This is a genomic window from Cellulomonas cellasea (assembly GCF_030372105.1).
Taxonomy (GTDB): Bacteria; Actinomycetota; Actinomycetes; order Actinomycetales; family Cellulomonadaceae; genus Cellulomonas_A; species Cellulomonas_A cellasea_A.
In genome coordinates this window covers 24,953-44,537 of record NZ_JAUDBQ010000022.1, presented here as the reverse complement: position 1 = coordinate 44,537, position 19,585 = coordinate 24,953, and the positions used below count along the sequence as shown (strand labels likewise).

Annotated in this window: 20 protein-coding genes; 8 read left to right on the top strand and 12 right to left on the bottom strand. The window is 72.4% G+C overall.

Annotation, left to right across the window (positions count from 1 at the left end; translation table 11 throughout):
• Window positions 1-310: 310 nt before the first annotated feature.
• A complete protein-coding gene (locus QUV83_RS16725; RefSeq protein WP_289566060.1) occupies window positions 311-1,078 on the bottom strand; it encodes a GTP pyrophosphokinase in 768 nt (255 codons plus the stop codon).
• Between the two features lie 221 nt (window positions 1,079-1,299).
• Between QUV83_RS16725 and QUV83_RS16720 the strand changes: the two genes are divergently transcribed.
• The gene (locus QUV83_RS16720; protein WP_289566059.1) at window positions 1,300-2,562 is read left to right on the top strand and encodes a Fic family protein; all 1,263 of its coding nucleotides are present in this window, start codon (window positions 1,300-1,302) and stop codon (window positions 2,560-2,562) included.
• 35 nt (window positions 2,563-2,597) lie between these two features.
• On the opposite strand, the gene QUV83_RS16715 is transcribed toward QUV83_RS16720, so the two are convergent.
• Window positions 2,598-2,768 (bottom strand): hypothetical protein, encoded by a 171-nt coding sequence (locus tag QUV83_RS16715; protein ID WP_289566058.1) that lies wholly within the window; start codon window positions 2,766-2,768, stop codon window positions 2,598-2,600.
• A gap of 81 nt (window positions 2,769-2,849) precedes the next feature.
• Between QUV83_RS16715 and QUV83_RS16710 the strand changes: the two genes are divergently transcribed.
• The 4 genes from QUV83_RS16710 to QUV83_RS16695 all read left to right on the top strand — a co-directional run bounded on the left by QUV83_RS16710 (window position 2,850) and on the right by QUV83_RS16695 (window position 8,749).
• Window positions 2,850-3,797, top strand: coding sequence for an LLM class F420-dependent oxidoreductase (locus tag QUV83_RS16710; protein WP_289566057.1), 948 nt, complete (start codon window positions 2,850-2,852; stop codon window positions 3,795-3,797).
• A gap of 427 nt (window positions 3,798-4,224) precedes the next feature.
• Entirely contained in the window at window positions 4,225-5,883 is a 1,659-nt protein-coding gene (locus QUV83_RS16705) for a glycosyltransferase family 2 protein (RefSeq protein WP_289566056.1), read from the top strand.
• Window positions 5,880-6,611: an HlyD family efflux transporter periplasmic adaptor subunit gene (locus tag QUV83_RS16700; RefSeq protein WP_289566055.1), complete on the top strand. Its 732-nt coding sequence runs from the start codon at window positions 5,880-5,882 to the stop codon at window positions 6,609-6,611. Before QUV83_RS16705 ends, QUV83_RS16700 begins: the two co-directional genes overlap by 4 nt.
• 14 nt (window positions 6,612-6,625) lie before the next feature.
• Complete coding sequence (locus QUV83_RS16695) at window positions 6,626-8,749, top strand: glycosyl hydrolase (protein WP_289566054.1); 2,124 nt, start codon at window positions 6,626-6,628, stop codon at window positions 8,747-8,749.
• Here QUV83_RS16695 and QUV83_RS16690 read toward each other — a convergent pair.
• A complete protein-coding gene (locus QUV83_RS16690; RefSeq protein WP_289566053.1) occupies window positions 8,686-10,008 on the bottom strand; it encodes a glycosyltransferase 87 family protein in 1,323 nt (440 codons plus the stop codon). The two genes, QUV83_RS16695 and QUV83_RS16690, sit on opposite strands and share 64 nt — an antisense overlap.
• 192 nt (window positions 10,009-10,200) lie before the next feature.
• Between QUV83_RS16690 and QUV83_RS16685 the strand changes: the two genes are divergently transcribed.
• Window positions 10,201-11,583, top strand: a complete 1,383-nt coding sequence (locus tag QUV83_RS16685; RefSeq protein WP_289566052.1) for a uracil-xanthine permease family protein — start codon at window positions 10,201-10,203, stop codon at window positions 11,581-11,583.
• Between the two features lie 87 nt (window positions 11,584-11,670).
• On the opposite strand, the gene QUV83_RS16680 is transcribed toward QUV83_RS16685, so the two are convergent.
• From QUV83_RS16680 to QUV83_RS16670, 3 genes are all read right to left on the bottom strand, one after another.
• Window positions 11,671-12,366 carry a LytR C-terminal domain-containing protein gene (locus QUV83_RS16680; protein WP_289566051.1) on the bottom strand — a complete coding sequence of 232 codons (696 nt, stop codon included), beginning with the start codon at window positions 12,364-12,366 and terminating at the stop codon, window positions 11,671-11,673.
• Window positions 12,367-12,399: 33 nt separating this feature from the next.
• Window positions 12,400-12,735 carry a type II toxin-antitoxin system VapB family antitoxin gene (locus QUV83_RS16675; RefSeq protein WP_289566050.1) on the bottom strand — a complete coding sequence of 112 codons (336 nt, stop codon included), beginning with the start codon at window positions 12,733-12,735 and terminating at the stop codon, window positions 12,400-12,402.
• Between the two features lie 103 nt (window positions 12,736-12,838).
• A complete protein-coding gene (locus QUV83_RS16670; protein WP_289566049.1) occupies window positions 12,839-13,018 on the bottom strand; it encodes a hypothetical protein in 180 nt (59 codons plus the stop codon).
• On the opposite strand from QUV83_RS16670, the gene QUV83_RS16665 reads away from it, so the two are divergent.
• Both QUV83_RS16665 and QUV83_RS16660 read left to right on the top strand, forming a co-directional pair.
• A complete protein-coding gene (locus QUV83_RS16665) occupies window positions 13,007-13,807 on the top strand; it encodes an AfsR/SARP family transcriptional regulator (RefSeq protein WP_289566048.1) in 801 nt (266 codons plus the stop codon). The genes QUV83_RS16670 and QUV83_RS16665 overlap by 12 nt on opposite strands.
• The gene (locus QUV83_RS16660; RefSeq protein ID WP_289566047.1) at window positions 13,804-14,436 is read left to right on the top strand and encodes a nucleoside/nucleotide kinase family protein; all 633 of its coding nucleotides are present in this window, start codon (window positions 13,804-13,806) and stop codon (window positions 14,434-14,436) included. Before QUV83_RS16665 ends, QUV83_RS16660 begins: the two co-directional genes overlap by 4 nt.
• Before the next feature lie 102 nt (window positions 14,437-14,538).
• On the opposite strand, the gene add is transcribed toward QUV83_RS16660, so the two are convergent.
• The 6 genes from add to QUV83_RS16630 form a co-directional block, all read right to left on the bottom strand.
• On the bottom strand, window positions 14,539-15,570 hold the full coding sequence (gene add / locus QUV83_RS16655; RefSeq protein WP_289566046.1) for an adenosine deaminase: 1,032 nt from the start codon (window positions 15,568-15,570) through the stop codon (window positions 14,539-14,541).
• 112 nt (window positions 15,571-15,682) lie between these two features.
• Window positions 15,683-17,248 carry a SulP family inorganic anion transporter gene (locus QUV83_RS16650; protein WP_289566045.1) on the bottom strand — a complete coding sequence of 522 codons (1,566 nt, stop codon included), beginning with the start codon at window positions 17,246-17,248 and terminating at the stop codon, window positions 15,683-15,685.
• Between the two features lie 85 nt (window positions 17,249-17,333).
• On the bottom strand, window positions 17,334-18,083 hold the full coding sequence (locus QUV83_RS16645; protein WP_289566044.1) for an SIR2 family NAD-dependent protein deacylase: 750 nt from the start codon (window positions 18,081-18,083) through the stop codon (window positions 17,334-17,336).
• Between the two features lie 71 nt (window positions 18,084-18,154).
• Complete coding sequence (locus QUV83_RS16640) at window positions 18,155-18,787, bottom strand: SRPBCC family protein (RefSeq protein WP_289566043.1); 633 nt, start codon at window positions 18,785-18,787, stop codon at window positions 18,155-18,157.
• Complete coding sequence (locus QUV83_RS16635; protein ID WP_289566042.1) at window positions 18,784-19,119, bottom strand: DUF6457 domain-containing protein; 336 nt, start codon at window positions 19,117-19,119, stop codon at window positions 18,784-18,786. Before QUV83_RS16635 ends, QUV83_RS16640 begins: the two co-directional genes overlap by 4 nt.
• Window positions 19,116-19,451, bottom strand: a complete 336-nt coding sequence (locus tag QUV83_RS16630) for a carboxymuconolactone decarboxylase family protein (protein ID WP_289566041.1) — start codon at window positions 19,449-19,451, stop codon at window positions 19,116-19,118. The genes QUV83_RS16635 and QUV83_RS16630 overlap by 4 nt, the downstream gene beginning before the upstream one ends.
• Between the last annotated feature and the right edge of the window lie 134 nt (window positions 19,452-19,585).

Here is a 19,585-nt window from a genome sequence, read left to right as displayed (position 1 = left end):
GGCGGTACGTCCTCGACACCATCAAGGGCGCCGACCTGGGCACCAGCGGCGACGCGGCGGACATCGGCGTAGAGCTCGGCGATGCGGCGACGCCAGTCGTTGACCGCGAGCACGTCGGCGGCTGAGCCTCGGGCGTCCGGCATCTGGCCACCATGCCATGCGCCCAGGGGTTCGGCTGGGGGGCGGCTGGGCGTGTCAGGGGACCTGCTGAGGAGTTCGCGGTGACGTTCGGGGACCGACCGGGAGGGATGTGGACAACTCGCTGCGGGGCCGGCGGCGCACCCGCTCCGCGGCCAGGTCAGCGGCCGGGTCAGTGCGTGTCGGGCTCGTCGTCGGTCGCCTGCGGCGCGGGGGTGGACTCGCGCAGGAACGCCTCCAGGAGTTGCTGCGAGGGGACGAGCCCCTGCATGTCCGCCGAGGAATCGCCGGTGGTGGCGCCCTTGATGGTGAGCACTGTGTTGTGCAGGTGCTCCATCTTGATGTCGAGGGCGTTCGCGACGTCGGCGGCGTCCTTGAGCTCGGCGAGCAGCTCGGCCGGGATCTCCTTGTCGTACTTGTAGTAGATCTTGTGCTCGAGGCTCGCCCAGAAGTCCATCGCGATGGTCCGGATCTGGATCTCCACGGTCACCGGCTCGACCCGGTCCGACATGAACACCGGCACCTGGACGATCAGGTGCAGGCTCTTGTAGCCGTTGGGCTTGGGCTCGGCGATGTAGTCGCGCTCGGCGAGCAGCGTGAGGTCCTGCTGGCCGATGAGCAGGTCGCGGACGCGGTAGATGTCCGACTGGAACGCGCAGGTCACCCGGACGCCGGCGATGTCGAACATCTGGGACTTGATGTCCTCGAGGGTGAACGGGATCCCCTTGCGGTGCGCCTTCTGCAGGATGCTGTCCGGGGACTTGAGCCGCGAGCCGACGTGCTCGATGGGGTTGTAGCTGTGCGCGTAGTTGAACTCATCGCGCAGGATCGTCAGTTTGGTCATGACTTCATCAAGACCGAACCGGTACGCGAGCATGAACCTGGTGAAATCATCCCTGAGTTGCAAGATCGAGGTCATGTCCCGGCGATGCTCTGGCATGGGCTCGATCGTAGTCGGGGAGGCTGGGAGGGGTCTGGGACCCGGTTCGCAACGGGTGGTTCCGGCACGCCGTCGACTAGCGCTCACGCAGCCTCACAGGTCGGACTTCTCCGGCCTGTCGGCCACGGCTGCTGGAAGCGAGAGCGGCCCGGACCTTGTTCTCGGATATGTCTTTAAGCGAGAATAGTGGAAGCGATCTTCTCGGTTACTGGAGGCCCCGCATGTCCGCTCAGCCTCGCCAGCCCGCTGGCGTCCACACAGGTGGTGAGTCCCGCTCCCACGCGCGCGGCGAGTCCGGCGTGGACCGGGGAGTCGCCACTCCGGCAGGCATCCCCGCCCATGGCAGTGAGTCCCTGCCGTGGGTGTCCAGCAGCGGGCGCCGCGCAGAGATCGGCGAGTACAGCGCCTCGATCCCCCCGCTGATCGCCGACCTGCGCCTGCCCTCGTCGGCCGAGACCCTCGAACTCGCCCGCCAGGCAGAGGTCGAGATCGGCGTGCTCGAGCGCACCTACGCCGGCCAGGTCGCCACCTTGGAGCCCTTCTTGCTGCGCACCGAGGCGATCGCCTCCTCGCGCATCGAGGAGGAGCTGACCACCGTCGACCAGTTGGCCCGTGCCCAGTACGGCATCCGAGCTCCGAAGACCGCTCGAACCGTCAAGGGCGCGATAGACGGGCTCAACCTGCTCGTGCACCGCGCCGCCGACGGCGTGGACCTCCAGGACATCCTCGCCGCCCACGTCCCGCTCATGGCCGACGACCCAGAAGAGCGGTGGGACGCGGGCAAACTGCGCTCGGTGCAGAACTGGATTGGAGGGTCCAACCGCTCGCCCCGGGGCGCCGTTCACGTCCCCCCGGCCCCCGAGCGCGTGCCCGAGCTCATGGCCGACCTGATCGCGTTCATGCGGCGCACGGACATCGACCCGGTGGTGCAGGCAGCTGTCGCGCACGCCCAGTTCGAGTCCATCCACCCGTTCACCGACGGCAACGGCCGCGTCGGCCGGTCGCTCATCAACGCCCTGTGGCGCTACCGCGGCGTGACCCGGGAGATGGCGGTGCCGGTTGCCTCTGCCATCGTGGCCGACCGCGACTTCTACTTCCAGCTGGTCAACGACTACCGTCAGGGCGAGGTCGAGCCGTTCGCGGGCTTCCTGGCGGACGCGGCCTCTCGGGCGACGGCGGAGGCCACGGTCTCGGCTGAGCGGCTGATCGCGCTGCCGCACCAGTGGGCCGAGCGCATCCGGCCCCGGGCGGGGTCGGCGGCGGCTGCGCTGCTGCCGCTGCTGCCCCGCCACCCGATCGTCGATGCCGGTGACGTGGCCCGCCTGACAGGTGCGTCGCAGGCCCGGGCCTACGCGACGGTCGAGCGGCTGGTCGAGGCAGATGTGCTGCGCCCGATCACCCAGTCCAGGCGCGACATGGCCTGGGCCGCCGGCGAGGTCCTGGACGAGGCCGATCTGATGGTCGACCGGCTCCGCTTTCCCTGACGGTCGGCGGGCGCCCACTGCAAGGTGGGCGCTGTTCAGCGCAGGCCGCGTTGCAGGGCGCGCAGCTCGCGCAGGCCCACGGCGGCGGCGACGAGCCCGGGCGCCCAGGCCCAGGGGCGACCGCGCAGGGCCGCGATCGCGCAGATCAGCAGCACGAGCGCACAGCCGCCCACCGTCGCCACGCTCGCCCATCGGATCGACCTCACGGGTCGCACGCTACCCGCCGCGGATCGCCAAAGCCATGTGCCTGGTCGGGTTTGGCCGCGGGGAGATGGCAGGGTACGAGGATGGACGTCAGGATTTTCACCGAACCCCAGCAGGGCGCCTCGTACGCGGACCTGCTCGCCGTCGCCACCGCCACCGAGGAGCTCGGCTTCGACGGCTTCTTCCGCTCCGACCACTACCTGCGGATGGGCGAGGGCGACGGCCTGCCCGGCCCGTCCGACGCGTGGACCACGCTGGCGGGGTTGGCGCGTGACACCCAGCGGGTGCGCCTCGGCACGCTCGTCTCGCCGATCACGTTCCGGCCGCCGGGGATCCTCGCGATCCAGGTCGCCCAGGTCGACGAGATGTCCGGCGGGCGGGTCGAGCTGGGCCTCGGCGCCGGCTGGTTCGAGGCCGAGCACACCGCGTACGGCATCCCGTACCCGGACAAGCGGATCGGGCGGCTCGAGGAGCAGCTCGAGGTCGTCACCGGGTTGTGGAGCACGCCCGTGGGGGAGCGCTACTCGCACGCCGGCGAGCACTACACGCTCACGGACTCCCCGGCGCTGCCGAAGCCGGTGCAGGCCTCGCCGCTGGACCCGTCCCGGGCGGGGGTGCCGATCATCGTCGGCGGTCACGGCCCCAAGCGGACCCCGGCGCTGGCCGCCAAGTACGCGTCCGAGTTCAACCTGGGCTTCCCCGAGCTGGCGGACGTCGCGCCCAAGCTCGAGCGGGTGCGCGCGGCGTGCCGCGACATCGGGCGCGACCCGGAGTCGCTGGTGATGTCGGTGGCGCTGGTGGCGTGCGTCGGGCGGGACGACGCCGAGGTGGACCGCCGCGCGGCGGCGATCGGCCGGGACCCGATCGAGGTGCGCTCGGTGGGCTTCGCGGGCACGCCGTCGGCTGTGGTGGACCGGATCGGGGCCCTGGCCGAGCTGGGCGTCTCGCGGGTGTACCTGCAGGTCCTGGACCTGCATGACCTGGACCACCTCGAGCTGGTCGCGCAGGAGGTCCTGCCGCAGCTCGGCTGATCTGACGTGTGTCGCAGCCCCTCCCGGGTCCCGGGAGGGGCTGCTGTCGTCTGTGCTGCCGGCCGTGCCCGCGGCAGACAGCGACCAGGTGGTAGGTCTCGTATGTCGAGATTCTCATGGGATGACCCGATCGGGCCTCTTGTGCGGCACACGGCAGCCCGCTGACCTGCGGGAACGCCCGCAGGTTCACCCGCGCCGGGGCGTCGTCAGGCCGCCGCCGACGGCCCCATGCAGAGCGGACAGGCCTAGACAAGTCGCCCATCGCTGTTACGTTCTGTGCGTACCCACCGGGGGAGATGCGGCTTTTCTCCACATCTCCGATGCCGCATCGCAGGCCCCGGTGCACTAGACGCCAACGCCGCCGCCGCCCTAGGTGACGGGTCAGCTGACCCGCCGCCTCCGCACCGGCCCGACGTTGGAGAACCAGATGACAGCAACCGCGTTCGACCGGCTCGTCTCCGAGCCGCGCACCACCGACGTCCCGCACGGCCGCCCCACCCGCACCCCGGAGAACGAGGCGGCGCACTCGCCGTCGTTCATGCTGCTCGTCGCGCTGGCCTGCGCCGGGGTGCTGCTGTACGCGGTCTTCCTGCTGAACCCCGGCAACCGCGGCGACTGGCTGCCCTGGTCCATGGTCATCACCGCCGAGGCCGTGCTCATCGTCCACGCGCTGCTGTCGTTGTGGACGATGCTCTCCAGCGGGCACAACCCGCGCGGCTTCGCGTTCCACCACGCCCAGGACGCCCTGTACGACATGGACGAGATCCTGCGCGACGGCACGGCGGACAACCCGCGCCACTGGCCGATGCGCCTGCACGGCAGCCCGGTGGGCATCGACGTGTTCATCACGACCTACGGCGAGGACCTCGCCACCATCCGCCGCACCGTCACCGCCGCCCTCGCGATGCAGGGCGAGCACATGACGTGGGTGCTCGACGACGGCCGCTCGGACGAGGTGCGCGACCTCGCCGCCGAGCTCGGCGCCCGGTACGTGCGCCGGCTCAGCAAGAACGGCGCCAAGGCCGGGAACATCAACCACGCGCTGACCATCACGCGGGGCGAGCTGTTCGTCATCTTCGACGCCGACTTCGTGCCCGAGCCCGAGTTCCTGCACGAGACGGTGCCGTTCTTCGCGACGTCGGATGTGGCGTTCGTGCAGACTCCGCAGACCTACGGCAACCTGCACAACCTCATCTCGCGGGGCGCGGGGTACATGCAGGCCGTGTTCTACCGGTACATCCAGCCGGGCCGGAACAAGTTCAACTCGGCGTTCTGCGTCGGCACCAACGTGATCTTCCGGCGGCGGGCGATCCAGGACGTCGGCGGCATGTACGCCGACTCGAAGTCCGAGGACGTGTGGACGTCGCTGCGGCTGCACGAGGCGGGCTGGCGCTCCATCTACATACCGATGTCGCTCGCCGTGGGGGACACCCCCGAGACGGTCGAGGCGTACACCAAGCAGCAGCTCCGCTGGGCGACCGGCGGCTTCGAGATCATGTTCACCCACAACCCGCTGTCCAAGAAGCGCAACCTGACGCTCGACCAGCGGCTGCAGTACTGGGTCACGTCCACGCACTACCTCACGGGCATCGCGCCCCTGCTGCTGCTCCTCGTGCCGCCGCTGCAGGTGTACTTCGGCCTGACGCCCATGCAGCTCCATATGTCGCCGCTCACCTGGGCGCTGGCCTACGCGGGCTTCTACGTGATGCAGATCGTCGTGGCGTTCTACACCCTCGGGTCGTTCCGGTGGGAGACGTTGATGCTCGCCACCGTGTCGTTCCCGATCTACACCCGCGCGCTCGTCAACGCGTTCTTCCGCCGCGAGCAGCAGTGGCACGTGACCGGCAGCCTGGGCCGCGCCGCCTCCCCGTTCAACTTCATGATGCCGCAGGTGCTGTTCTTCGTCTTCCTGCTGCTGACCTCGGTGGTGGGCGCCTGGAAGGACCTGGGCAACGGGTCCCTCTCGCTGGCCCTGGCCTGGAACACCACCAACACCCTGATCCTCGGCGCCTTCGTCGTGACCGCCGCGCGTGAGGCGCGCACATCGCGGCGGGCCGCCGCCCTGACCTCCGGAGGTGCCGCATGACCTGGAGCAACCGCCTTCGCCTGACGTTCGGGCTGCTGACCGTGCTCGCCGTGACCCTCCTGCTCACCTACCACCTGAACGAGCGGGAGGGCCGCGCCGGCAGCTCCTCCGCGCAGATCGCCGCGCTGACGTACCACGTGGGATCCCCATACGCGGGGCTGGTCGTCGACCAGCTCGTGGAGCCCGGCGACGTCGTCGAGGAGGGCGACGCGCTGTTCGTCATCGACAGCGCGGCGCTCCGCCACGACCGCGAGATCGGCTTCGCCCCGGTGGAGACCGCCGCGAGCGCCGTCGACGCCGAGGGACGGCTCGTGGTCAAGGCCACCGGCCCCGGCACGATCGTCACCCTCAAGGCGGAGCGCGGCACGTTCGTCGAGGCGGTCGGCGACCTGGCCGTCGTGGAGAAGGCCGACAGCCTGTACGTGCAGGCCGAGTACACGCTCAGCGCCAAGGACTACGCGCGGGTCGAGGACGCGGCGCACGTGACCATCGTGCTGCCCAACCAGCAGCGCCTGGCCGGGCATGTCGAGGAGGTCTCCGTGCAGACGGTGGCCAGCGCCGCGCAGGCCGTGGTGAAGGTGCGCTCCGACGACCTGGTCAAGGGCGACGCCAACGGGCTGGTCGCCGCGGGCACGCCCGTGACCGCCGAGCTGGCGTTGCGCAACGACGGGGTCGTGACCCGGGCCGTGGAAGCCGTCCGGGGCTACTTGCGCGAGGCAGGCCTGTGACGGGGCGGCGCAGCGTGCTGATCGCGCTCGGCGTGCTCGTGGCCGGCGTCCTGGTGGTCGCCACCGCCATGGTGCTGGGCGGCGCGGGGCCACGGGACGTCGACGCCCTCGACGGCGCCGTGCACGTGGACGGCGGCGACAACCCCGCAGGGCCGCCTGACGCGGAGCTGCCGCAGGCGGACCCGGCTGCACTGGTGGCTGGCGTCGAGCACGCGGACGCCGCGAAGCTCGACCCGGTCCGGCTCGCAGACGGGCTGACGCCGCCCACCAACCGCTGGTTCAGCGGCCTCGTGTTCGGCGAGCAGCCGCAACCCGTCTTCGCCCTGCCCACGTCGTTCGCGCTCACCGGCTCGGGCTTCGAGATCGGCCTGCCGCAGCCCGAGACCAGCGAGAAGCTCATCATCGGCGGGCACGTGCCGGCCGTGACCGTCGACGCGGCCGCCGCGCGCGCGCAGGTCAGCGCCTACGACGCCGCCACCGTCACCGTCGAGCTGCTCGACGCGGCAGGCCAGCCCCTGGGCCGGGTGGTCCTCGCACAGGGCTCCCCATACGTCAGCTTCACCGCCGCCGTCGACACCACGCTGACGCTCGGCGCGGCGTTCGCGCCGGCCACCGACGGCCTGGCCTCGAGCACCGTGCGGGGCGTCGAGTGGATGCTCAGCGCGCCGCGTGGCGCCCTCGCGGACACGAGCGTGCGGCTCCTCGCGGGGCAGAGCACGACCTGGTTCCCTGTTCCCGCCGATCTGCCCTCCGGCGGGCTGGAGGCGCTGGCGCTCGCGGCCGTGGACCCCGTGGTCGGCTCCGAGGTGGCCTACGGCGTGGGCGACGGGATCGCGCGCACCACGATCGCCTACCGCACCGCGGCAGGCTCGCAGACGGTGCACGCGACCATGCCGCATCACCGCCAGGGCGAGCAGCCGAGCCGGGAGCGCTGCAACCTGGGCTCCTACCCGAGCGTCTACGGCTCCCTCGAGCTGTGCCTGGGCTCGCAGCTCACGTCCTGGGCGCCCGTGGTGGAGGCGGCAGGGGAGCTCGACTTGGCCTCCGTGCCCGACGACCGCCGTGCCGCGATCGTCGCGCAGCTCGCGGCCGACGTCGCCGCGACGCCGCCGTTCCCGTCGGACACGTACTTCGGCGGGAAGTCGTTGTACCGCGCCGCGACGCTGGTGACCCTGGGCCGCCAGCTCGGCGCCGACGACGTGGTGGCGCCGCTGCGCGCGCAGACCCTGGCGGCACTCCGCGAGTGGACCGAGCCGGACGGCTGCGCGCGTCGCGACGCCCGGTGCTTCGTGTACGACGAGAACGCGCGGGGCGTCGTGGGGCTCACCCCCTCCTTCGGCTCCGAGGAGTTCAACGACCACCACTTCCACTACGGCTACTTCCTGGCCACGGCGGGCCTGCTGGCCGCCGACGATCCGGCCCTCGCCGCCGAGCTGGCGCCCGTGCTGGACCTGCTGGCGCAGGACGTCGCGGCCGCCGAGGGCTCCGAGTGGTTCCCGCAGTTGCGGGCCTTCGACGTGTACGCCGGCCACGCGTGGGCGTCGGGCCCCGCGCCGTTCGCGGATGGCAACAACCAGGAGTCCAGCTCGGAGGCGGTGACCGCCTGGAACGGGCTGGGGCTGTGGGCGGCCGCGTCGGGGCAGGACGCGCTCGGGGTGCAGGCCGCGTGGCTGGCCTCCACCGAGGCGGCCTCGACCCGCGCCTACTGGACGTCGCCTGATCTGGCCGATCCGGTGTACGACGGGTTCGGGCACCACGTCATGGCGCTCAACTGGGGCGGCAAGCGGGACTACGCCACCTGGTTCAGCCCGGACCCGGCCGCCATGCTCGCGATCCAGCTCATCCCGATGAGCCCTGTCGCGGGGTACCTGGTGCAGGGCGACGCCGACGAGGACGCCCGGGCGGCCCGGATCATCGCGCAGGTCGAGGAGGCGACGCCGGGCGGCTTCGACGTGAAGTTCGGCGACTACCTGCTGATGTACCTCGCGATGGCCGGCCCGGATGAGGCCGGGCGGGCGTGGGAGGCGGCGCCAGGGCTGTCGGACACCTCGATCGACGACGGCAGCTCGCGCGCCTACCTGCTCGCGTTCGTCGCGTCGGTGGCGTCGGGGAGCGGTCCCGGATCGTCGGGAGGCTGACGCGCCGCCCGCCAGATGCCGTGGGCGGTGCCGACGAGGAGCACCACCAGCAGCGCGTTGCGCAGCACCAGCGCGAGCGTGCCCGGGGCGTCGCCCAACAGCACGTCGTTGTAGCGCAGCGGGTAGACGACCTGCGTCAGCACCGCCAGCCCCAGCACCCACCACGCCGTCCGCCGCCAGCGCGGCAGGCCCAAGGCCAGGGCCACCGCCACGGGCGGCGCCAGCCACCCGATGAACTGGGGTGAGCCCACCTTGTTGAACACGATCAGCACGGTGGCGACGAGGAGGGCGCCGCGCACCACGAACTCCTCGGACGTCGCCCAGCGGCGCTCCGGGTGGCCGCGGTGGCGGGCCCACCACAGCAGCGCCGCAGCGGCGGCCAGCCCGAGCGGCAGCAGCGCGCCGAGCGCGTCGGCGGCGACCGCCGTGCCCGGCGCGCCGACCTCCCAGGTGATCAGCTCGACGTTGAGGTAGCGGTCCACGACGGGGGAGAACATCCCGAACAGCACCCACCCGGTGGCGCCCACCGACTCGATCTGCAGGCCCCGGGAGCCCTGCTGGGTGAGGAAGCTCGTGAGGTTCGGCAGCCCGCCGCCCGCCGCCACGGCGCCCGCCACCGCCGCGCACACCAGCGCCGCGGGCAGCACCACGTCACGCCACGGCCGCCGCACCGCGAGCACCAGCGGCAGCAGGATCGCCCCCGGCGCCACCTTGATCCACGCCCCGGCGGTCAGCAGGGCCGACGCGACCCAGGGCCTGCGGGCGGCGACCAGCAGCGCCACGATCACCACCGGCGCCACGATCGCGTCGAGCCGCCCCACCGCGACGGGGCCCAGCCCGGCGATGAACGCCAGCCACCACCAGGCGCCGCGCGCCGGCTCCACCGAGGGCGCGGCGCCGTCGGCGGTGCGGGCCCGCAGCAGCGCGACGATGGCGAGCCCGTTGAGCGTCGCCACCAACATCACCCAGGCGACCTGGTAGCCCCACGTGCTCGTGGTGGTGATCAGCCCGGCGAGCGCCATGGGCACGATGGCGCCGGCGGGGTACACCCACTCGCCGGACAGCACGGGCCAGGCGCCCTGCTGGACGCCGAGCCGCATCCACTCCCGGTACAGCTCGACGTCGTTGAAGAAGGACCGGCCCTGGAGCACCGTCCCGGCGAACGCGACCCACAGGTGGGCCACCACGAACGCCGTCCACAGGGCCGCGCGCGAGCGCAGCAGGCGGCCGGTGCTCAGGGGAACCTCCGGACGGCTCAACAGGAGGGGCGCGACGAGAAGTCGTCGCGCCCGGCAGGCGTCCGCCCATGCTATCCGGCGGCCATTCCCGGCGGGGCAGCGAATGGACGGGCGTCGGGCACGCCCACCTCAGGTCGCTACTCTCTGCACGGGTCGCGGCCAGAGGCCGACGGGGCGGACCCGGCCACTCACCACATTGAAGGAGTCCCCTACGTGAGCAGTATCGGATGGCGCGTGCACGGAGACGGGCGCACGGTCCGGACGGGCGCAGTGGTCGCCCCCGATGAGCGGCTGAGCTGGCCGCGCACCATCGGCATCGGCATGCAGCACGTCGTGGCCATGTTCGGCTCGACGTTCCTGGTGCCCATCATCACCGGCCTGTCGCCCGCGACGACCCTGTTCTTCTCGGCTGTCGGCACCGTCCTGTTCCTGGTCATCACCGGGAACAAGCTCCCCAGCTACCTCGGGTCGAGCTTCGCGTTCATCGCGCCCATCACGGCGGCCACCGCCTCCGGCGGCGAGTCCGTGGCCCTGGGCGGCGTGGTCGTCACCGGCCTGCTGCTCACCGCCATCGGCCTGGTGGTGCACGTCGCGGGGGCGCACTGGATCGAGAAGGTCATGCCGCCGGTGGTCACCGGCTCGATCGTCGCTCTCATCGGGCTCAACCTCGCGCCCGTCGCCTGGGGCACCTGCAGCGAGTCCGTGGTCGGCGGCGAGATCGTCGAGTCGTGCACCTCGGGCTTCCGCGCGGCGCCCATCACCGCCCTGGTGACGCTGTTCGCGATCATCCTCACCACCGTGCTGTTCCGCGGCATCCTCGGTCGGCTCGCGATCCTGGTGGGCGTGCTCATCGGCTACGTCGTCGCGGCGATCCGCGGCGAGGTCGACTTCACCTCCGTGGAGAAGGCGTCCTGGTTCGGCCTGCCCACCTTCATCACGCCCACGTTCGACCTGGCCGTGCTCGGGCTGTTCGTGCCCGTGGTGCTCGTGCTCATCGCGGAGAACGTCGGCCACGTGAAGTCGGTGTCCGCGATGACCGGCAAGGACCTGGACCCGCTCACCGGGCGCGCCCTGGTCGCCGACGGCATCGCCACCACCCTGGCCGGCGTGGGCGGCGGCTCCGGCACCACCACGTACGCCGAGAACATCGGCGTCATGGCCGCCACCCGCATCTACTCGACGGCCGCCTACTGGGTGGCCGCGGCCACTGCGCTCGTGCTGAGCCTGTCGCCCAAGTTCGGCGCGCTCATCGCCACGATCCCCGCGGGGGTGCTCGGCGGCGCCACGACGGTGCTCTACGGGATGATCGGCATCCTCGGCGCCCGGATCTGGGTGCAGAACAAGGTCGACTTCTCCAACCCGGTGAACCTGACCACGGCGGCCGTCGCGCTCATCGTGGGCATCGCCAACTACACGTGGGTGGCGGGCGACATCACCTTCGAGGGCATCGCGCTCGGCTCCGCCGCGGCCATCGGCGTCTACCACCTGATGAACGCGCTGGCCCGCTGGCGTGGCACCTCCCAGGAGGCCGCGAGCCCGGCGTCCGTGCCGAACGGCACCGAGCTCGAGGGCGCTGGCCGGGCGCCGCAGGCCTGACGCCGCACCAGCCGACACAAAACGAGGCCGGGCCACCCGACGGGTGGCCCGGCCTCGTTGTCGTCTCGTGGGGATGGCGGCTGCGGGCTACTCGCCCTCGACCACCACTTCGCCCTCGACAGGCTCCTCATCCGCGGGGACGTCCTCGGCGCCCGGCTCCGACGAGGTGGCGACGGACGGGGCTGGAGCGGGGACGACCTCCTCGACGGGCCGGCAGCCCACCGCGCCGACCAGCTCCTGCGCCGGGTCGAGGACGACCTCCTCCACGGGGCGCAGGTCGTTGAAGCGCTCGCCGACGATCAGGTCGACGGTGGCGTCCTGCCGCTCGTCGAGCACCATCACCGGGTCGTCGAGGTGCGCGGCGAGCGTGTACGCCGCCGCGACGCCAGACGCGCCGAAGGACAGCCGCGCGGCGTCGCCGAGCCGGAGCGTCGCGTTCGCGACCGTGACGACCGCGAAACCCCGCTCGGTCAGCAAGGTCCCCGTCGAGGAGGCCAGGCCGCTCGCGTTGGAGCCGTTGTAGACGTTCACCGCGACCTCGCCGACCGCCACGGGCAGCGCGCCGGCCGGGGGGCACGGGACGACCGAGCCGACACCCGGCGTGGGAGTCGCGGTGCTGAAGTCGCGTGCCAGGAACGGCAGGTCCACGGCCCCCGTGAACACGGCGGCGGAGCCGATGCCGGCCACCGCGAGGCCGGCGAGGAGGAGGCCGAAGATCCCCGCCTGGCGTTCGTGCATGCGTCGTCGGCGCAGGTCTCGGGCGCGATCCGGATCGGTGGTCATGGCCTCGTTGCTTCGTTCACTCGGTCGTCTCGCTCACTCGGTGGTCTCGCCTGTGCGGTCTTCTCGTCCGGCGGTCTCGATCACGAGCACACGGGCGTGCAGGATCGGACGCTGGTGCAGGGCCGCCCGCACCGCGCGGTGCAGGCCGTCCTCCAGGTACATCACACCCCTCCACTGCACCACATGCGCGAACAGGTCGCCGTAGAAGGTGGAGTCCTCGGACAGCAGGTTGTCGAGGTTCAGGGTGCCCTTGGTGGTCACCAACTCGTCGAGCCGCACCTGCCGCGGGGCGACCTCGGCCCACTGCTTGGGCGTCACGAGCCCGTGGTCCGGATAGGGTCTGCCCTCGCCCACCGCCTTGAAGATCACGGGCGCGAGTCTAGGCGTAGGGCCTGCCGGGGCGGTGCTGCCACGCAGATCCATGCGGGGCGCACACCGCGAGGATGCAGAAGCCACATGCCGGCGGGGCCCGTCACCGGCGCGTCACGGCCTCGTCACCAGCGGTCCCGTCGTCCCGGGCCCGCAGTCCGTCGGCCACTGCGGCGGGGTCGGCGCGCGCCAACGGGCGACCTGTGATCTGCTCGACCTGCCACGCGACGCGGGGTGGCGGGGCGCCAAGGGGGAGGGTGCCGTGGAACAGGTGGCGCGCCACCAAGTCAGGCTGCTGGGCGGGTTCCGGCTCGTGGTCGACGGGCAGGACGTGGAGGCTCCGGCCGCCACCCAGCGGATCGTCTCCGTGCTCGCGCTGCGCGGTCGCTGCCGTCGGGGGAGGCTCGCGGCGGTCTTGTGGCCCGACGCCTCGGAGGCGCGGGCGCTCGCGAGCCTGCGCACGGCGATCTGGCGGGCCAACCAGCTCGCGCACGGGCTGATCGGCACGGCCCACGACTCGGTGGTGCTCGGCCCCGACGTGGACGTGGACATCACCGACCTGGTCCAGGGGGCGCATGCGGTCATGGCGGCGCGTGGCCGGGCGCCCGAGGGCGACGATCCCGGGCGCGCCTCCGCCGATCCCACGCGCCGTGCCGCTCAGGCGCGCGACGGCGACCTCGATCCCGCGCGGTTCGGCGACGGGGACCTGCTGCCCGGCTGGGACGACGAGTGGCTCGCGGCCGACCGCGAGCGGCTGCGCCAGCTCCGGCTGCACGTGCTGGAGGCCCGCGCCCAGCAACTCGCGCGGTGCGGGCAGTTCGGCCTGGCGCTCGAGGCGGCGCTGATCGCGCTGCGCAGCGACCCGCTGCGGGAGAGCGCGCACCGCACAGTCATCCGCATCCACCTCGCGGAGGGCAACCTGGCCGAGGCGCTGCACGCCTACGCGCAGTGCGCGGCGGTGCTCCGCCGCCGGCTCGGCGTCGCGCCGTCCGCGGAGACGAGCCGCCTGGTGGCCGCGCGGGCGGGCGCCGCGCGCTCGGCCCGCGGCGCATCCGTCACCATGGGGGCGTGACCCCTCGACTGACCGTCGCCGAGCTGCCCGACCGTGTGAGGCGCCTGGCCCAGGGGCGCCCTGGCCAGCGCGTCGTCATCGGCATCGTGGGCCCGCCGGGGGCGGGCAAGTCGACTGTGTCCGAGCGGCTCGCCGCGCTGCTGGGCGCCGAGGCGCGGGTGCTGCCGATGGACGGCTTCCACCTCGCGCAGCGGGAGCTGGAGCGGCTGGGCCGGGCCGACCGCAAGGGCGCCCCGGACACCTTCGACGTCGACGGCTACGTGAACGCCCTGACGCGGGTGCGTGCCGACACCGTGGCCACCGTGTACGTCCCGGCCTTCGACCGGACGCTCGAGGAGCCCATCGCGTGCGCGCTGCCATTCGGGCCCGACGTGCGCGTCGTGCTCACCGAGGGGAACTACCTGCTGCATGACGCGGGCGGCTGGGAGCAGGTGTGCCCGCTGCTCGACGAGTGCTGGTACCTCGACGTGGACGACGCGGTGCGCGTGGCGCGGCTCGTGGACCGGCACATCCGGCACGGACGGTCCGAGCCTGCGGCGCGGGCGTGGGTCGAGCAGGTGGACGAGCGGAACACCGCGCTGGTGGCGCTCGGGCGGGATCGGGCGGACGTGCTGGTGGCGCTCGACTGAGCAGGACGCCCGACGGGCGTGTGGCGCGCGAGACGACCGCGTGAGACAACAGAGCGGCCGCGCCCCGGACGGGGCACGGCCGCTCTGTGTTCTGCCCTGGTGTCAGGCGGTGGCGCGGGCCACGTACGCGTCGATCTCGGCGAGGTAGCCGGCCTTCGCGTCGTCGTCGAGCCACGACGCCTCGAAGGAGTTCTTCGCGAGCCGCACCACGTCGTCCAGGCTGAGCCCGGCCTTCGCGACGAGGGCGTCGTAGTTGCCGGCGACGTAGGCGCCGAAGTACGCCGGGTCGTCGGAGTTGATCATGATCTTCACGTCGTCGTGCAGCAGCTGGACGATCTCAGCGGCCTTCATGTCGTCGGTGACGAAGCTGTTCGACACCGGACAGGACGTCAGGCCGATGCCGCGCTCGCGGACCACGGCGACGAGGGACGGGTCCTCGACGATGTTGGTGCCGTGGTCGATGCGGTCGACGCCGATCTCCTCGATGACCTGGCGGATGTTCTCGATGCTGCCGACCTGGTCGATGTCGCAGTGCATCGTGAGCTTGAGGCCCAGCTCGCGGGCGCGCGCGAACGTGTCGGCGAACTTGCGCGGCGGGTTGTCCCGCTCGTCGGAGTCCAGGCCCACGCCCACGATGAGGTCCAGGTACGGGGTGGCGGCCTCGAGGGTCTGCGCGGCCGACTCGGCGCTGTGGTCCCGCAGGAAGCACATGATGAGCGCCGAGGAGATGCCCAGCTCCGCGCGGGCGTCGACGGTGGCCCGGTGGTAGCCGGTGACCACGTCGGCGAACGGCACGCCACGGGTGGTGTGGGCCTGCGGGTCGAAGAACATCTCGACGTGGCGCACGCCCTGGTCGGTGGCGCGGCGCAGGTACGCGAGGGCCAGGTCGTAGAAGTCCTGCTCGGTGCGCAGCACCTCCATCGCCGGGTAGTACACGGCGAGGAAGCTGGACAGGTCGTTGAACTCGTAGGTGGCCTGGACCTCGGCGACGGTCTTCTGGTCCAGCTCGATGCCGTTGCGCTGGGCCAGCGCGAGCTTGAGGTCGGGCTCGAGGGTCCCCTCGAGGTGCAGGTGCAACTCGGCCTTGGGGAGGCCGGCGATGAAGGCCGGAGTGGGCGCGAGGGCGGTGGGCATGCGTGTGGTCCGTTCACTCAGGGATGACTCGTGAGGGACGTTATCAGGACGCCCGGTGGTGACTTCCGTCACTGTTGACGCGCCCGTCAAGCGTAGCCCTCGGGGCTCCAGGTCAGCCTGCGGCGCCGAGGTTCCCCGTGAGGCGCCGGTGCCGATCGGCGGAGGCCCCGTCGAGCCCGGTGATGACCACCTGCTTGCCGCGCGCCGCGTACTTGGTGGTGATGGCGTCGAGCGTCGCGACGGTCGACGCGTCCCAGACCTGCGCGCCGGACAGGTCGATGACCACGTGCTCCGGGTCGCCCGCGTAGTCGAACTGGTAGACGAGGTCGTTCGACGATGCGAAGAACAGCGCCCCGGTGACGACGTACTCGCAGCCCTCGTCGGTGGCGCGACGGGTGACCTGGGTGAGGTGCGCGACGCGGCGCGCGAACAGCACCGTGGCCACCAGCACCCCCGCGATGACGCCGATCGCCAGGTTGTGGGTGGCCACCACGACGGCCACGGTCGTCACCATCACGGCCGTCTCGCTGAGCGGCATGCGGCGCAGCGTGGACGGGCGGATCGAGTGCCAGTCGAACGTCGCCACGGAGACCATGACCATCACGGCGACGAGCGCCGCCATCGGGATCAGGCCCACCACGTCGCCCAGGCCGACCACCAGGGCGAGCAGGAACACCCCGGCGAGAAACGTGGAGATCCGGGTGCGGGCGCCGGACACCTTCACGTTGATCATCGTCTGGCCGATCATCGCGCAGCCGCCCATGCCGCCGAAGAACCCGGTGATGATGTTCGCCGCGCCCTGCCCCCACGCCTCACGGCTCTTGTTCGAGTGGGTGTCGGTGACGTCGTCGACCAGCTTGGCGGTCATCAGCGACTCCAGCAGGCCCACCAGCGCCATGGCCAGCGCGTACGGCGCGATGATGCCCAGCGTCTCCAGGGTGAGCGGGACCTGGGGGAGCAGCAGCGTGGGCAGCGCGTTCGGCAGCTCGCCCTGGTCGCCGACGTTCGGCACGGCCAGCCCCGCCGCGACGGTGACCACCGTCAGCAGCACGATCGCCACCAGCGCCGCCGGCACGGCAGTGGTCAGGCGGGGGAGCAGCGCGGTGATCGCGATCCCCGCGGCGACCAGCGCGTACACCGCCCACGGGACGCCCGTGAGGTACGGGAGCTGGGACAGCACCACCAGGATGGCCAGCGCGTTGACGAACCCGATCATCACCGAGCGCGGGATGAACCGCAGCAGGCGGGCCACCCCCAGCACGCCCATCGCGACCTGCACCACTCCCGCGAGGATCACCGTGGCGATCAGGTAGTCCACCCCGTGATCGCGCACCACCGGGGCCACGACCAGCGCCACGGCGCCCGTCGCCGCCGAGATCATCGCCGGGCGGCCGCCCAGGAACGCGATCGAGACGGCCATCGTGAACGACGCGAAGATGCCGAGCCGCGGGTCGACCCCGGCGATGATCGAGAAGGACAACGCCTCGGGGATCAGGGCCAGCGCCACCACCAGGCCGCCCAGCACCTCGGTGCGCAGCCGCTTGCCGGAGCGCAGCGCGCCCAGCACCGAGTGCGCCTGATCGGCCTCGGGCACGGCAGGGGTCGACACGCGATCACGCCGGGCGTCGCCCGTCGGCGGGGCGTCGGGGAGCGCGGTGTCCGTGTGTGGGGCGTCCATCGGGCGCGGTGTCCATCCCTCAAGCAGGCGCAGCCGTGGAGGTGCGCGTCAGGTCGTCGTGGGCGCCGTCCGGGGCGGGATCCGCTCAGGTGGTGAGCAGGTCCCGCACGAGCGCCGGCAGGGCCACCTCGATGGGCCGCCGGTCGACGGTCTCGGCGAGCCGATCGTACGGCGTGGGCTCCGCGTTCACGATCACGATGCGGGCGCCCGCCTCCGCCGCGACGGAGGTGAGGCTCGCGGCCGGTTGCACGGTGAGCGTCGAGCCGACGGCGACGAACACGTCGCAGGACGCGGCGGCCTCGACGGCGGCGTCCAGCACGTCGGAGGGCAGTGGCTCGCCGAACATCACCACGTCGGTGGCCAGCGGGCCACCGCAGCGCGCGCAGTGCGGATCCGGGTCGACGTCGAGCCGCGCCATCACCTCGGCCGTCGGCTCCGGCGCCGAGCATCGCAGGCAGCGCGACCCCGTCAGGCTGCCGTGCAGCTCGAGCACCTTCGACGCGGGCAGGCCGGCCCGCTGGTGCAGGCCGTCGAAGTTCTGCGTGGCGACGGCCCGCAGCGCCCCCGCCCGGTCCAGGTCCGCCAGCGCGAGGTGGCCCGGGGTCGGCTGCGCCGTCCACAGCGGGTGGTCCCGCCACATCTGCCAGGCCCGGCGGCGGATGTCGGGCTCCGCCAGGTACCAGTCGAGCTCCAGGAGGCGCGAGGCCTGCGGGTCGCGGGTCCACACGCCGTTCGGGCCCCGGAAGTCGGGGATGCCTGATCCGGTGGAGATGCCGGCGCCGGTCAGCACCGTGACCGAGGGCGCCGGGTCGAGGGGTGTCTGCGCGTCTGCCACGCGCCCGACGCTACGCCAGCGACCTCGACGCCCGACGCGCGCAGTCCGCGTCGGGGTGGCGCGCGCCGGGCTCAGGCCGTGGCGCTGCCCGCCTCGCGCTCGGCGCGCTGCTTGATGCCGCGCAGCATCCGCTGCGTCATCAGGAGGCTGACCCACTCGATGGGCTCGACGAGCAGCGCCGACCACGGCGCCGCGTACCCGTAGCGCTCGCGGACCACCAGGCGCGTCGTGCCGCCGGGGCCCTCGCACAGCACGAAGGCCCAGCTGAACTCGACGGGCGACTTCCCGGTGGGGTCGTCGGCCCGCAGCACGAGCGCGCGCCCGGGCTCCACGACCTCGACGCGCAGCCCGCCGTCGGGGTGCAGCCGCACCTCGTCGCCGACGGCCAGGCCCTGCCATGCGGGCACGATGCGGTCCGAGCTGTGGATGTCGCAGCCCACCAGGTTCTCCAGCGCGTCATAGCTGTAGAAGCCCGCCCGGCCCTGGCCGAGTTGCACCACCCACGGCCACACGTCCGCCGGGGTGGCGCGCACGGTGATCGCGCGGGTCGCCACCAGCCGCGCGTCGGGCACCAGGTCGTCGCCGGGAAGGCCGGTGGCCAGCTCGCTGTCGGTGGCGCCCCAGCGCAGCGACGCCCGGCGGGCCAGCACAACTCCGGCCACGCCCAGGCCCGCGAGGGCCCATCGCCTCGAACGGCTGGTCATTCGGCGGCGACGCTGCTCGGGTCCCAGGCCGCCACGAGCCGCTCCACGGCGGCGATGCGCTCGCCGACCGCGCGGGCCTGCTCGGCCGGGTCGGTGGAGGCGCCCGCGCCAGCGAGCCCGACGAGAAACGCCGTCACCGGAGCCCCCGGGCGGCTGGGGCCGTGGGCCACATGGTTGATGAGCTGCAGCAGCGGCATGGTGTTCGCGTCGAGCACGGCGCGGTCCACGTCCAACTCGGCGCACACCTGGTCCAGCCAGGCGTTCATCACGGCCATCTTCTGGGTCTCGTCGCCCCGGTCGCGCTGTGCGCCACTCGTGCTCGCGCCGCTCATGCCTGATCCGTCTCCTGGCTTCCCTCGACGACCTCGGACATCCACTGCCAGGCGGCGACCGTCGCGGGGAAGCCCCGGGTCGTGATGCCCAGCAGGACCACCTGCTCGACCTCCGCCACCGTCGCGCCGGCGGCCAGCGCCTTGCGCACGTTCGACCGCACGGCGCCGTCGGCCTGGGAGCCCAGGGCGATGCCGAGCTTCACCAGGCGCGTCGTCTTCTCGTCGAGGGGGCCGGCTGCGTCGACGGCCTGCGCGAGGGCGTCCTGGCTCTGGGCGACGTCGGGGAACCGGCTGCGGAATCCGACGTACACGTCAGGGAGGTGATCCGGCATGGTGACACTCCTTCTGGCAGGCGCCGCCTGCCGCTCGACTGGTCCTCGTCATCGTGGCACGGGCTGCGAGTGGCGCCCAGGCAGGGCTGGCGCAGGGCAGGCGCCACGACGAGGGGGTCTGCCCTGACGTTAGG